11 protein-coding genes are annotated in these 13,437 nt (G+C 72.4%); 2 read left to right on the forward strand and 9 right to left on the reverse strand.

Features of this window, described 5'->3' with window-relative positions:
- Positions 1 to 120: 120 nt before the first annotated feature.
- Together AC3AGO_RS11115 and AC3AGO_RS11120 are read left to right on the forward strand one after the other, a co-directional pair.
- Positions 121 to 945: a helix-turn-helix domain-containing protein gene (locus AC3AGO_RS11115; protein WP_487819997.1), complete on the forward strand. Its 825-nt coding sequence runs from the start codon at positions 121 to 123 to the stop codon at positions 943 to 945.
- 74 nt (positions 946 to 1,019) lie between these two features.
- Positions 1,020 to 1,418 carry a VOC family protein gene (locus tag AC3AGO_RS11120; RefSeq protein WP_487819998.1) on the forward strand — a complete coding sequence of 133 codons (399 nt, stop codon included), beginning with the start codon at positions 1,020 to 1,022 and terminating at the stop codon, positions 1,416 to 1,418.
- A gap of 25 nt (positions 1,419 to 1,443) precedes the next feature.
- On the opposite strand, the gene AC3AGO_RS11125 is transcribed toward AC3AGO_RS11120, so the two are convergent.
- The 9 genes from AC3AGO_RS11125 to AC3AGO_RS11165 all read right to left on the reverse strand — a co-directional run bounded on the left by AC3AGO_RS11125 (position 1,444) and on the right by AC3AGO_RS11165 (position 13,168).
- Positions 1,444 to 2,133 carry a hypothetical protein gene (locus AC3AGO_RS11125; protein ID WP_487819999.1) on the reverse strand — a complete coding sequence of 230 codons (690 nt, stop codon included), beginning with the start codon at positions 2,131 to 2,133 and terminating at the stop codon, positions 1,444 to 1,446.
- 234 nt (positions 2,134 to 2,367) lie between these two features.
- Positions 2,368 to 4,284 carry an acyl-CoA dehydrogenase family protein gene (locus tag AC3AGO_RS11130; protein ID WP_487820000.1) on the reverse strand — a complete coding sequence of 639 codons (1,917 nt, stop codon included), beginning with the start codon at positions 4,282 to 4,284 and terminating at the stop codon, positions 2,368 to 2,370.
- Between the two features lie 227 nt (positions 4,285 to 4,511).
- Complete coding sequence (locus AC3AGO_RS11135) at positions 4,512 to 5,279, reverse strand: metallophosphoesterase (protein ID WP_487824614.1); 768 nt, start codon at positions 5,277 to 5,279, stop codon at positions 4,512 to 4,514.
- Between the two features lie 2 nt (positions 5,280 to 5,281).
- Complete coding sequence (locus AC3AGO_RS11140) at positions 5,282 to 6,199, reverse strand: phosphotriesterase family protein (protein ID WP_487820001.1); 918 nt, start codon at positions 6,197 to 6,199, stop codon at positions 5,282 to 5,284.
- On the reverse strand, positions 6,196 to 6,822 hold the full coding sequence (locus tag AC3AGO_RS11145) for a TetR/AcrR family transcriptional regulator (protein WP_487820002.1): 627 nt from the start codon (positions 6,820 to 6,822) through the stop codon (positions 6,196 to 6,198). The genes AC3AGO_RS11140 and AC3AGO_RS11145 overlap by 4 nt, the downstream gene beginning before the upstream one ends.
- 87 nt (positions 6,823 to 6,909) lie before the next feature.
- Positions 6,910 to 7,080, reverse strand: a complete 171-nt coding sequence (gene rpmF / locus AC3AGO_RS11150; RefSeq protein WP_487820003.1) for a 50S ribosomal protein L32 — start codon at positions 7,078 to 7,080, stop codon at positions 6,910 to 6,912.
- Between the two features lie 228 nt (positions 7,081 to 7,308).
- Entirely contained in the window at positions 7,309 to 8,763 is a 1,455-nt protein-coding gene (locus tag AC3AGO_RS11155) for an aldehyde dehydrogenase family protein (RefSeq protein ID WP_487820004.1), read from the reverse strand.
- A gap of 278 nt (positions 8,764 to 9,041) precedes the next feature.
- Positions 9,042 to 10,808 (reverse strand): PucR family transcriptional regulator, encoded by a 1,767-nt coding sequence (locus AC3AGO_RS11160; RefSeq protein ID WP_487820005.1) that lies wholly within the window; start codon positions 10,806 to 10,808, stop codon positions 9,042 to 9,044.
- Between the two features lie 77 nt (positions 10,809 to 10,885).
- Positions 10,886 to 13,168, reverse strand: a complete 2,283-nt coding sequence (locus AC3AGO_RS11165) for a type IV secretory system conjugative DNA transfer family protein (RefSeq protein WP_487820006.1) — start codon at positions 13,166 to 13,168, stop codon at positions 10,886 to 10,888.
- Positions 13,169 to 13,437 lie beyond the last annotated feature (269 nt).

Genomic DNA, 13,437 nt, shown 5'->3' on the forward strand with positions numbered 1-13,437 from the left:
CGCCGGAGCCGACCGTGCCACCCGGTGCAGCTCTCACCGTTCTCTCATGAAGGCGAGGGTGTCTCATGAGGGCAAGGGCGGAACCCTCGTGCGCGAGGGCCCCGTGAACGGGAGGCGCTCATGGGCGAAGGCGGCGACAGGCCGCAGTACTCGTGGACGGACGGGGAGTTCGCCTCCCGTGCGCCCTGTGCGCGACTGCGCGGGCTGGTGGTGAGCCTCCAGGGGTACTCGCTGTCGCCGGGGCGGCCGCTGTGGCGACGGGAGCTGCCGGGTACGTCGGTGCCGCTCCTGCTCACCTTCGAGGGCGCCTTCCGGCTGGGCGGCACACAGGGCGCCGCCCTCGTCGCCGGACTGCAGGAGACCTGTACGGACACACGGTGGCCTGCCCGGGTGAGCGGCCTCCAGGTGGACTTCACGCCCCTGGGCGCACATCTGTTCTTCGGCCTGCCGCTGGACGAACTCACCGGGCGGATCGTGGACCTGGACGACGTACCGGTACACCGGGCAGAACTGTCGCCCGGCCGGCTTGCCGAACTGCCCTCCTGGGAAGCCAGGTTCGCCCTCGTGGAGGAGGCCGTACTCGCCCGCACCTCGGTCGCTCGGCAGCCCGCTCCGGGCCTCACGTGGGCATGGCAGCAGATCCACGCGAGCGGCGGACGGACAGGCGTACAGGAGCTCGCCGCTGAACTGGAGTGCAGCCGTCAGCACTTGAGCACAAGCTTCCGGAGGGCGTTCGGGATGCCGCCGAAGGCGCTCGCCCGGATCCGGCGCTTCGAACGGGCGGCACGGTGGGTGGAGGCCGGCGACCTCCCGCCCGCCGAGATCGCGCTGCGCGCCGGCTACTACGACCAGGCGCACTTCAACCGTGACTTCCGCCTGCTGGCCGGCTGTTCGCCGGGTGCGCACCTGCTGCTGCGCGAGGGGGAACCCGGCGGCCCCGGATGACGAACGTCCAATACGCCGCCGTGCCCCGTCCGTAGCGTCACCGGGGACGACACCACAACGGCAGGAGTCCTCCCATGACGGCAGCGATCCCCACCCCCAGCGTGATCCCGTACCTGCTGTACGCGGACCCGGCGCGCATCCGTGACTTCCTCGTCGAGGCGTTCGGGTTCACCGAGGACGCCACGCACACGGCGCCCGACGGGACCGTCGGCAACATCCAGCTGCGCAGGGAGGACAAGCTCCTCATGCTCAGCAGCGCACGCCCGGAGATGGGCCTGACCACCCCGCGGGACCTGACCGCCGTGCACGCGGGAGTGCTGACGTACGTCGAGGACGTCGACGCCCACTACGAAAAGGCACGGGCCGCGGGCGCGCACATCTGGTACGAACCGCAGGACATGCCCTACGGCCAGCGCGAGTACGGCGCCCGCGACCCGGAGAACGGCTTCTGGTGCTTCGCCACCCTGCTGTGACGCCTCGTCAGGGGACGGGGCGGTGTCAGGTGGCCGTAGCCGCCGGGACGGGCCCGCCCTTCGGGTCGGTGCGGCGGTCCATGGCCTCCTGCGAGAGCTTCGTCAGGTACGCGAAGAGGATGTTGGCCTGCCCGTGCCCCTTCATGCGCAGGTAGACGAGCAGGTCCAGCAGCACCGTGTCGTAGTGCACATTCGGGCTCACCTCGCCGTAGTCGAGGCGGGAGGTGATGTGGGTGCGCAGGTTGGCGTTCAAGGAGTTGTCGGCGGCCATGCGCGCCCGTATCCGGCCGATGTTGGCGGTGATGGTGTCGCACTGCACGGCGAACGTGCTCGTCGCCCCGGTTCCGTAATGGAAGTTGACGGTCCGCCAGGTACGGCGCACCTCGGGCTGCGGCGGCCTGCGGTAGTGCCGCTCCGCGCTGACGTGCATGATCTCGTGCAGCAGGCAGGCCGTCCTGAACGGCACGTCCTCGGTGTAGGCGGTCCCTTCGACGTGGCTCGGGTCGAACGTGACCGTCGCCGTGTCGTCGCCCACGGTCACGTCCGCGATCTGGCCGTCCGTCCTGCCGGTGAACGTGATCTCCGCGAGGAGCCGTTCGCATTCGTCCAGCAGCGCCGAGAAGTGCAACTCGTTGTTCGCGTCGTCGGGCAGCGCCTGGCCGCCCGCCGCCTTCACCTGCTTGTCCAGCGCCAGCCGTCGTAACGGTATCGACATGGGAATCCCCATCCGCCGCGCCGGCTGCCGGGGTCGGCGGGAGCGCCGGGCCCGGCGCACCGGCATCCGTGAAGGGTATGTTCGCGGCAAAAGGGGCGTCCGGCAACGGGCCGGGCGCCCCTTCATTGAATCTCGTACCGGATGTACGGCGCTGGGTGCTCGGCCCTCAACTGCCGTACCGGTTCGGCGCATTGGCCCCGCCGGGAACCACTGTGATCCCGGCGGGGCCGTGCGTCAGCGGATGGGGCGGTGGACGTTCTCCTTCTTGGAGGGGCCCGGCTCGGCCTCGGCGATCCAGGGTCCCTCGGTGGAGGGGTCGAGCACGCCGTCCTCCAGCCAGGTGTACTCGCCCTTCAGGATGCTGCGGACCACCTTGCCGTCGAGGTCGTCGGTGTTGGTCCACAGCCGGTCGAAGAGTTCGTCGATCCGGATGCGGGACTGTGCACAGAAGACGTGCGCCAGCTGGTACGCGGCCTGGCCGTCCTCCCCCGAGCGGCGCAGCTTCTCCGCGCGGACGCACGCGGCACTCATGGCGAACAGTTCCGCGCCGATGTCGACGATGCGGCCCAGGAAGCCCTGCTTGGTCTCCATCTTCCCCTGCCAGCGCGACATGGCGTAGAAGGTGGAGCGGGCCAGCTTGCGGGAGGTGCGTTCGACGTACCGCAGGTGCTGGGCGAGTTCGGCGAACTCGCTGAAGCTGCCCGGGACCTGGCCCGCGCCGGTGACCAGTTTGGGCAGCCAGCGGGCGTAGAAGTTGCCCGCCGCCACCGCCGCCTTGCGCTTGTCGGCGAGCGTCTTGTCCGGGTCGATCAGGTCGCCGGCGACGGACAGATGCGCGTCGACGGCCTCGCGGGCGATGAGCAGATGCATGATCTCCGTGGAGCCCTCGAAGATCCGGTTGATGCGCAGATCGCGCAGCACCTGCTCGGCGGGGACGCCCCGTTCGCCGCGCGCCGCGAGGGACGCGGCGGTCTCGAAGCCGCGGCCGCCGCGGATCTGCACGAGCTCGTCGGCCATAAGCCACGCCATCTCGCTGGCGTACAGCTTCGCGAGGGCGGCCTCGATGCGGATGTCGTTGCGGTCCTCGTCGGCCATCTGGGAGGCCAGGTCCACGACGGCCTCCATGGCGAACGTGGTCGCCGCGATGAAGGACATCTTGCCGCCGACGGCCTCGTGCTTGGCGACGGGCCGGCCCCACTGGACGCGTTCGGCGCCCCACTCGCGGGCGATCTTCAGACACCACTTGCCCGCGCCGACGCAGGTGGCGGGGAGGGACAGCCGGCCGGTGTTGAGGGTGGTCAGCGCGATCTTCAGACCCGCACCCTCCGGGCCGATCCGGTTGGCGGCGGGGACGCGCACCTGGTGGAAGCGGGTGACGCCGTTCTCCAGTCCGCGCAGCCCCATGAAGGCGTTGCGGTTCTCGACGCTGACGCCCTCGGCGTCGGCCTCGACGACGAACGCGGAGATGCCGCCCTTGCCGCCGTCGGCCCCCGGGCTGTCGGGCTTCGGGACGCGTGCCATGACGACGAGGAGGTCGGCGACGACCCCGTTGGTCGTCCACAGCTTCACGCCGTCGAGCACGTAGTCGTCGCCGTCGCGGACGGCGGTCGTGGCCAGCCGCGCCGGGTCGGAGCCCACGTCCGGCTCGGTGAGCAGGAAGGCGGTGATGTCGGTACGGGCGCAGCGCGGCAGGAACTTCTGCTTCTGCTCGTCGGTGCCGAACAGCTTCAGCGGCTGCGGTACGCCGATGGACTGGTGCGCGGAGAGCAGCGCGCCGACGGCGGGGCTGACCGAGGAGATCATGGCCAGCGCCTTGTTGTAGTACAGCTGGGTCAGGCCGAGCCCGCCGTACTCGGTGCCGACCTTCATGCCGAGTGCGCCCAGTTCCTTGAGGCCCTTGATCACCTCGTCGGGGATGCGCGCCTCGCGCTCGATCAGCGCACTGTCGATCTTCGTCTCGCAGAACTCGCGGACCCGGGCGAGGAATTCCTCCCCCCGGCGCACGTCCTCGGCGTCGGGCTCGGGGTGCGGATGGATCAGGTCGAGCCGGAATCGGCCGAGGAACAGTTCCTTGGCGAAGCTGGGCTTGCGCCAGTCCTGTTCGCGTGCGGCCTCCGCCACTTCTCGGGCTTCGCGCTCGGAGACGGTCATCTCACTCACCTCGCCGCGGTACTGCGTCGGAATCGGGCGTGAACTACCGGTCGGTGCTACTCGCTCGTATCTACCCGATTCAGGCAGTGTGTACCAGGCCCCGCGCGCGAGGGGCTCCGCCGGATGTTCCGCGTATACCGCTGTGGGGGCCCTGCAGGGGTCGGGCGGCTGCGGCCCGCGTGTGGTGTGCGCGGTTCCCCGCACCCCTGTCGGGGCATCCCGGGTTGCTACGGCACCACGCGGTGATGGGTCGTCATGCGGCCCTCGTCGTCGTGGACGTGGAAGGCGAGCATCGGGGGCAGCGCGTAGTCGAGCGGCCCGTCCGCCGTGCCCTCACAGGGCATCCGCAGCGTGGAGACGACTCCGGGCGCCACCAGCAGCGGCCGGCCTGCGAACGTGGTGGCCGCCGGGGTGTGACTGTGTCCGCAGAGCAGTGCGGCGACATGCGGATGGCGGCCGACGACCGCGGCGAGACGGTCCTCGCCGAACTGGCGGATGGGATCGACGTACTGGGCGTGCAGGTCCACGGGCGGATGGTGGAAGCACACGAACGCGGGCCTGTCGTGCGGTGCTTCGGCGAGCGCCGCGTCCAGCCAGGCGAGAGTGGCGTCGTCGAGGTACCCGTCGCCCCTGCCGGGGATGCTGGAGTCGCACATCAGGAACGTGGCGCCGGGCAGCCGGTGCACCTGGTTGACGGGCGAGGTGTCGTCCGGGTCGCCGCCGAGCAGCGCGGCGCGGTAGGGGCCGCGTACGTCGTGGTTGCCGGGGCAGTGGAACGGGGCGTGCCGGGAGGCGGCCAGCAGCGCGGCGGCCGTCTCGTACTCCTTGCCGGTGCCGTGGTCGGCGATGTCGCCGGTGACGATGACGGCGTCCAGGTCGCCGGGCAGTTCGTCGAGGTAGCGCAGTACGCGTTCGGCGCGCTCGCGGGCGCGCGCGCCGCCGTCGCCCCTGTCCTGCCCCAGATGCAGATCGCTGAGATGCGCGAAGGTGAACACGGTCATGCTCTCCATTCCGCCGAGAAGGCGCGTGCGGGGTTGCGTATCAGGATCTGCTCCGCGGTCTCCTCGCCGAACTCCCGTGCCAGGCGCGGGCGGAGCGTACGGAGCAGGTGGAGCATGCCGGCGGCACCGCGCGCGGAGGCGGTGGTCGTGTCCCCTCCGAGTAATAGCTGTGCGCCGTGCCCGGCCTCCAGGAGCGCGGCAAGACTGTCGAAGAGCCGCACGTCGGTGGCGTGATGGTCGCGCGAGGGTCCGTCGAACGCGAGCCAGGCGCCCCAGTCGGCCGCCTCTCGCTGCATGCGCACGTCCGGGCTGCGGCCGAGGTGCCCGAGCAGCACGCTGCTCGCCGGCACGTCCAACTGTCCGCAGAGCAGGCCGAGTACGTCCAGGGCCGCGGTGCCCTGTTCCAGATGGACGGCGACGGGGACGCCCGTGGCGTGGTGGGCCTCGGCCGCCGCTCTCATCGTCCATCTGGCGTGCCGGTCCAGGCCGTGGAAGGCGCCGGCCACTTTGACCAGTCCGGCACGGGGCGCCTCCCCGCAGACGGAGCCCTTGATGCCGGCGGTGAGCTCTTCGGTGAACAGGGCGGCGAGCGCGTCACCTTCCGGCAGGTCCTCCGTACGGGCATAGTGCCCGGCCTGGTGCAGCCCTGTGGCCGCGACCAGATGGACACCGGTACGCCGCGCCAGCTCGACGAGCGCACCCGAGCAGCGCCCCATCCCGTACGGCGTCCACTGCACGACGGCCTGCCCGCCGAGCGCCGCATACGCGCGCAACTCCTCCTCGGCGGCGCCCAGTCCGGTCAGCTCCTCCCCGGGGAGCCGCGGACTGCGCAGAAACAGATGATCGTGCGCATCGCACACACCGAGCTCACGCGCGGGCAGATCACCGAGCACCGTACGAACGGCGACGGTCACTGTGCGACCCCTTCGGACGGGTGACCGACGTCGTGCCGGACAGTGCGCGCGGCGAGGAGGGTGAGCAGGCCTTCTGTCGCCTGGCGGAAGGCGGTCGGGTCGGCGGCTGAGCGGGCCAGGACGTAGCCGCCCTGGACGACCGCGACGACGGCTGCCGCCGTACCGGCCGGGTCGAGCTGTGCGTCGAACTCGCCGCTCTCGCGGCCCTCTTCGAGTACGGCGGTCAGCCGGCCGCGCAGCCAGCCGAAGGTCTCCTCCAGCGGCTCGCGGAGACCCGGGTCGGCGACGACGTCGGGGTCCTGCGCGAGGCCGCCGATGCGACAGCCGAGCAGCACGGAACGTTCCCGCAGCAGATAGCCGCGGACACGTTCGTACGGAGTGCCGTCGCCGCCCAGGTCGGCCTCCGCGGTCGTCCGCATGTCCTCCGCGCTGCGCCGTACCGCCGCGCGGGCGAGGTCGGGCTTGCCACTGAAGTGGTGGTACATGCTGCCCTGGCCGGCTCCGGCACGCTGCTGGATGGCCTTCGGGCTGGTGCCCACATAGCCGCGCTCCCACAGGAGTTCACGGGTCGCCTGTATCAACTTCTCGGCTGTGCCGCCCTGTTTCACGCCCGCACTGTACATACCAGTAGGTACAGCGGGTCAAGAGAACGGCCCGGCCGGGGAGACGGTTCCGGCCGGGCCGTGGACAAGGGGCGGAGGGATGCGGGGTCAGCCCTCCGGGCGCAGCAGTCCGCGCTCGTACGCGCGGACCAGCCGGCGGGGCACCTTGATCTCGCGGCCCTCGACGGTGACCGGCACCAGCACAGGCGCGTTCGCCTTCCAATTGGAGCGGCGGTGGCGGGTGTTGCTGCGCGACATCTTGCGCTTGGGGACAGCCATGGGAGACCTCCGGTCGGGAACACCGCAAGGCTACATGAAAACGATTGTCGATTGCCAGGCGGTGTTCCGCCCGATGCGCCGGACAGCGTTCCGGACGGCCGCCCGGACAGCCGTCGCCCATGCGAACGGACCCGCCCCCGCGGAGGCCCTTGCGGGCACTCGGCGGAGACGGGTCCGTCAGCGTCGCGGTCCTGTCAGACCTCCAGCCCTGTCAGACCTCCAGGTCTGTCAGAGCTCCAGACCCGTCAGCACGAGCACCCGCTCGTACGTGTAGTCCTCCATGGCGAAGCGCACACCCTCGCGCCCCACACCGGACTGCTTCACGCCGCCGTACGGCATCTGGTCCGCGCGGTACGAGGGCACGTCGCCGACGACCACGCCGCCCACCTCCAGCTCACGGTGCGCCCGGAAGGCCGTCCGGAGGTCGTGCGTGAACAGACCGGCCTGCAGGCCGTACTTGGAGTCGTTCGCCGCGGCGAACGCCTCCTCCTCGCCCGAGACGCGGGTGAAGGACATCACCGGACCGAAGACCTCCTCGCAGCCGAGCTGCGTGTCGGCCGGCACGTTCTCCAGCACTGTCGGGGCGACGGTCGCGCCCTCCCGCTTGCCGCCGGTGAGCAGCTTCGCACCGCGCGAGACGGCCTCCTCCACCCAGGACTCGACACGCTTGGCGGCCTCTTCGTGCACGAGCGGGCCGACGTCGGTGGCCGGGTCGGAGGGGTCGCCGGTCTGCAGCGCCTCGACGGCGGTGACCACCTTGGGCAGCAGCCGGTCGTACACCGCGTCGTCCGCGATGACGCGCTGCACGGAGATGCAGGACTGGCCCGCCTGGTAGTTGGAGAAGGTGGCGATGCGCTGCGCGGCCCAGTCGAGGTCGGCCTCGGAGGAGTAGTCGCCGAGCACGATGGCCGCGCCGTTGCCGCCGAGCTCCAGGGTGACGCGCTTGCGGGGGGCCGAGTCGAGGATCGCGTAGCCGACCGGCTCGGAACCGGTGAACGAGATCACCGGCAGCCGCTCGTCCTGCACCAGCTCCGGCATCTTGTCGTTCGGCACCGGCAGCACCGACCAGGAGCCCTCCGGCAGACCGGCGCCGGCCAGCAGCTCGCCGAGGATCAGGCCCGAAAGGGGCGTCGCCGGGGCGGGCTTGAGGATGATCGGCACACCGGCGGCGAGGGCCGGGGCGACCTTGTGCGCGCACAGGTTGAGCGGGAAGTTGAACGGCGCGATGCCCAGCACCGGCCCGTACGGGAAGCGGCGGGTGTACGCGAGCCGGCCCGTGCCCCCCGCGTCCGAGTCCAGGCGCTGCGCCTCGCCGCCGTTGAAGCGGCGGGCCTCCTCGGAGGCCCAGCGGAACACCGAGACGCACCGGGCGACCTCGCCGCGCGCCCACTTCATGGGCTTGCCGTTCTCGGCGGAGATCAGCTGGGCTATCTCCTCGGCGCGCTCGTTCAGCTGCGTCAGCACATGGTCCAGCGCGGCGGCACGCACGTGCGCCGGGGTGGCCGCGAACTCGTCGGCGACGGCGGCCGCGGCGGCCACCGCCTCCTCGGTCTGCGCGTCGGTGGGCAGGCTGACCGAGCCGACGTGGCGGCCGTCCCAGGGCGAGGTGACATCGAGCGTGTCATCGCCGGTGACCGGGCGGCCGGCGAGCCAGAACGCGTGCGGGGAAGTCGCTGTCGTCACTGCGGATCGCCCTTCCGGAATGGGGGAGTTCATGTGAGCGGCGGGAGTACGGCCTTCTCGGTACGTACCGTCCCCGCCTCAGCCCACCGTAGGGGCTCCGGGCGCGGTGGCTTCTTGTCCGGCGAGGCAGGGTCGGCGCCGTGCCTACGCCGGAGTGTCAGCTTGCGGGGGGGGTGCGGGCCAGGCGCCGGGAAGCCCGGGGATCAGCTCGTGGCTCTGCTCTGCTCGGCTCGTGACCTTGCGACGCGGGCGTCAGCTCGTGGCCCTGAGAGCGACCGTCAGCTCGTGGCCTTGAGGGCGAGCCAGAGCTCCATCCGTACATCGGGGTCGTCGAGCGACCGGCCGAGGATCTCCTCGACGCGGCGCATCCGGTACCGCAGGGTGTGCCGGTGCACGCCGAGGTCCGCGGCGGCGGCGTCCCACTGGCCGTGCCGGGACAGCCAGGCACGGAGCGAGGCGACGAGGTCGCCGCGGCCGTTCGCGTCGTGCTCGCGCAGCGCGCGCAGCAGGCCGTCGGCGAAGGCGCGGACCGCGTCGTCCGAGAGCAGCGGCAGGATGGAGCCCGCGGCGACGTCCTCGTGCTCGACGAGCGGTACGCCGCGTCTCCGGGCGACCGACAGTGCCTGGTCGGCCTGTTTGAACGCGACGGCGACGGCCGGCAGTCCGGCCGGGGCCGAGACCCCGATGACGGCGGTCTCCTCCGCTCCCCCGTTGCCGTTCCCGCCGTTGCCGTGGCCTCCGTTCCCACCGTGTCCACTGCCCCCGTGGCTGTCGGCGGACTCCGCTTCGGCGCAGGCCGCCGCGTACCGGGCGCACGCGGTGACCGCCGCGCCCCCGTCGGCCGCGAGCACGACGAGCCGGGTGCCGTCGGGGACGACGAGCACTGCCTCGCCGCTCCGCGCGGCCGCCGTCTCCACGGCGTCGGCGAGCTGGTCGAGCGCCCCGGTGAGCGGCGCCGGGGGTACGTCGTCCGGCGCGGGCACGGGCATGCCGAGCCCCTCCGGTGTGGTGATGAGCGTCGGCGCGCCGGTCGCCGCCTCGCCGCCCACGCGCGCGTAGGAGGCGTTACGGGACGCGGCTCTGTGCGCCGATCCCGCGGCGGGCTCGGCCACGATCACGCGCATCGGGGCGTCCAGCAGTCCGCCGTACAGCTGGCCCGCGACGGCGCGTGCGTGATCCGCCTCACCGGTCAGCAGCATCCGCATCACCGCGGCGCCCAGGCGCTGTTCGGCCTCCTGGAGGGCGCGGGAACGTTCCGTGGTGAGGGTCAGCAGGGCGATGGCGGAGTGCACGGCGTACCGCTCGGCTGTGCCCAGCGGAGCGCCCGTACCGACGGCCAGTACGGCCTTCGCGCGGCGTCCGCTGCCGACGGACTGCAGCTCGACCCGGTCGTCACCGGAATCGGTCTCGCTGACCACGGCGCTGGCGGGCGCCGGACGGTCGCGCAGCCGCTCCGCGTCCGCGACGAAACGGTTGGCGCGGCGCACCGCCCAGGTGGGCGCCGTGGCGACGACGGCGCCCGACGCGTCGTACAGCGCGGCCCAACCGTCCACCTGCGAGGCCAGTTTGGTGAGCAGCGCCGAGGGGCCCTCGTGTGTGAGCGCGGCACGGGTCATCTCGCGCTGCGCGTCGAAGCCGGCGGTCACCGCGCGGTACTGCTCGGCGGCGATGTCCGCCGAGACGGCCTTGCTGATGGCGATGAAAGGGGTGCGCCGCGGCACCTCCAGGAGCGGCAGGTCCTCCAGACGGCAGGCCTCGACGAGCGCGTCGGGCACCTTCTCGAAGTGCACCCCGGCGGCGAAACCGAGGCCCACGACCCCCTTGCCGACAAGCTGCCGCACGTAGCCGCGCATCGTCTCGGTGTCCTCGGCGTCGAGCTGCAGCGCCGTGATCAACAGCAGCTCGCCGCCCTCCAGATACGGGGTGGGGTCGGCCAGTTCACTGGCGTGCGCCCAGCGCACAGGGGCGTCCAGCCGGTCCTGCCCCGCGAGCACGGAGAGCCGGAGTGCGGAGTGCTGTACGAGCGTGGCAAGAGTCGGTGGCATAACGGTCCTCACCGTACAGGCGCCGAAGCCATTTCGGTCATTTCCGTTGTCCCGCCATGAGAACCTTCATCACGCCATCAATCTCCCAGCCGGGTGAGGATCGGCGGCGTCCGCTCACCGCGCACTGTGGTCAGCGACAGCACGGCGTGCTCGGCCCGCAGCTCGTTCGCCAGCTCGGAGGCCGACCAGCGCTGGCGCTGCTCACGGCGCACCGTCACCGACTCCGCGGTGATGTGCCGGCCGGTGGCGAGGCGCCGCACGGCGTGCATGAGCCGGGTGAACGGCTCGTCCGAGACCAGCTGGCGGTTCGTGACCGTACGCGTCTCGACCCACTCCGTGCCCCACACCTCCGCGAAGCGCTCCGCGTCCCACGGCGTGATGCCGGCGCACACCATCCGGCAGCCGACGGCGCCCAGCAGCGGACCGCGCAGCTCGGCCGGCACGTCGTCCAGCGCGCGCAGGGTGAGCAGCGCGCCGGAGTGCCCCGCCTTGAGGCGCTGGAGGCTGCGGAGGGACTGGGGCGTGACGGTCTGCGCGGCGTCGTCGAGGACCAGGAAGGCGAAGACGGACTCGTTGTCCCGGCCCGTCGCGCACTCGGTGAACTGCGCGAGGGCGAGCCGCGCCAGGATGCGGGCGGCCTCGGCGTGCGCGCGCTCGGGCAGGTCGATCCGCACCCGGATGGGGTGTTCGAGAGCGCGCAGGGAGAACGGACGGCGCCCGCTGCCCGTGCTTCGCGCGCCCCCTGCTCCGTCCTCGCCCTCCGGGAGGAAGAAGCCGGCGAAGGCGGGGCGGTCCAGCAGGGCGATGCGGTCGGCGAGCAGCGCGCCGGTGTCACCGGGGCGGCCCGACTGGCGTTCGTACGCGTCCAGTTCGCGCAGCTGCGCGCCGAGCCGTGCCTCCTCCAGCGCGGCCCGCAGCCCTGTGAGCGCGGCGGGGCCGCCGTCCAGCAGCTCGCGCAGCTCGGGAACGCCGGGGAAACGGCCGTGCACCGCGCGGAAGGGGCCGATGAGTTGGGCCAGCGCCGTGGCGGCCCGCCGGCTGTCGCCGCCGGAGAGGCTGTCGGCGAGATCGCCGACGAGTGCCTCGGCGAGCATGCCGGCGGCCTCGTCCGGGTCCGCCGTGCCGCCGTACAGATCGAGGTCGTACACCGAGTCGGGGCTGCCGGGGCGGACCACCACGTCGAAGGACTCGTCGGGCGCCAGACGTGCTCCGGCGGAGGTGACGGCGACGACGGCCGCCTGGCCCGCGAGCGCCTGGAGGCACAGCGACTCGACCACGGGGCGCACCAGGCGGGAGGACTTCCCCGAGCCGGGCGGGCCGACCGCGAGCGCCGACGTGCCGAGCAGGGCGGGCTCCAGCGCGAGTCCGGCGCCGCGGTACTCGTGCGGATTGCGGTCGGAAGCGTCGGCGGTGCCGACGCGGACCTGGCGCAGCGTCAGGTCGTGCCGGGCGGCGCGCTGCGGAAGGTCGCGCGCCCCCGAGCCGTGCGGGTACGCGGCGGCGCCGTGTGCGAGCACGGTGTCGGTGAAGCCGGACAGCCGCTGCGGAAGCGCCCGTACGGACTGCCAGGCGCGGCCGATCCTGGAGTGGTCGACATCGCTCATCCGGCCGTCGCGCAGCTCGGCGGCGAGCCGGTCGGCCGCCTCCGGGGCGCCGCCCGCGCGGAGTTCGGGCCACTCGGCCGGATCGGACTCCGGCGGCGGCTGCGGCGTACGGCGGGGCGGGGCCGTGCCGGACTTCCGGCCGCGGCGCCGGATGCGGCCCACCGCGCGGCGGGCGACCTCCGGCCAGTGCCCGAGCTTGCCGAAGAAGACGCCGAGCCCGATGAGGACGAGGGCGTAGTAGAGGTTCCCGGTGAACACCCGGACACCGGACGGGACGGAGTCGGGTGTGAGCGCCTCCAGCGGCCACAGCCAGTACCCGCCCAGGTAGTTGTTCCACAGCAGCGACCAGATGAGCCAGGCGATGAGGAACGTGACGAGGGCACCGCTGATCAGCTGGCGGGCCGGCACCCGGTCCGGGTCCTCCGCCTCCGGGGGCTCGTGGCCGCAGCGCCAGATACCCGGCTTCGCTTCGGGACGCGGGATCCGCAGCCACTCGGCGAGCGCGGGACCGGCGGCCGGGGGCCCCGCGGGCGGCGGCGGAACGGACGGCACGGCGGGCGGCTGCCCGGGCAGCGGCGGCGGCACGGCGGCCTGCGGGACCGCCGGCGGGACGTCGCGCTGCGACGGCGGCCGCGGGGCCTGTCGCGCCTCGTGGCCCGGCTGCGCCTCGTGGTCCCGCAGCTCTTCGCGGAGGGTCTCCTCCTTCTGGAGTGCCTCCGCGTCCCGCTGCCTCCGGTGAGGAGACCCCTGCTCCATGTGCCGCCTCTGCTCCCTCGCGCTGAACCGAACCGCACCCGCCCGCACCGCACTGTGCCGGGCGCCGCATACCGTGCCGCGCCCAATCTAGCCGCCGGTCAGGACAGTTGGGTCACTCTCGGGTGCCGGCCGCCGCTTCCCCGCTGTCCTGCGTCCACTGTGCCAATGTCCGTGACGGCCAACACGACACGGGTACTTCTCCTCAGTGGTGCATGGTTCACCCGTACCCCGGGACCTAGCCTGCGGGGAACGCCCACACCCCCTTCATC

Source organism: Streptomyces sp. BL1 (genome assembly GCF_057628045.1).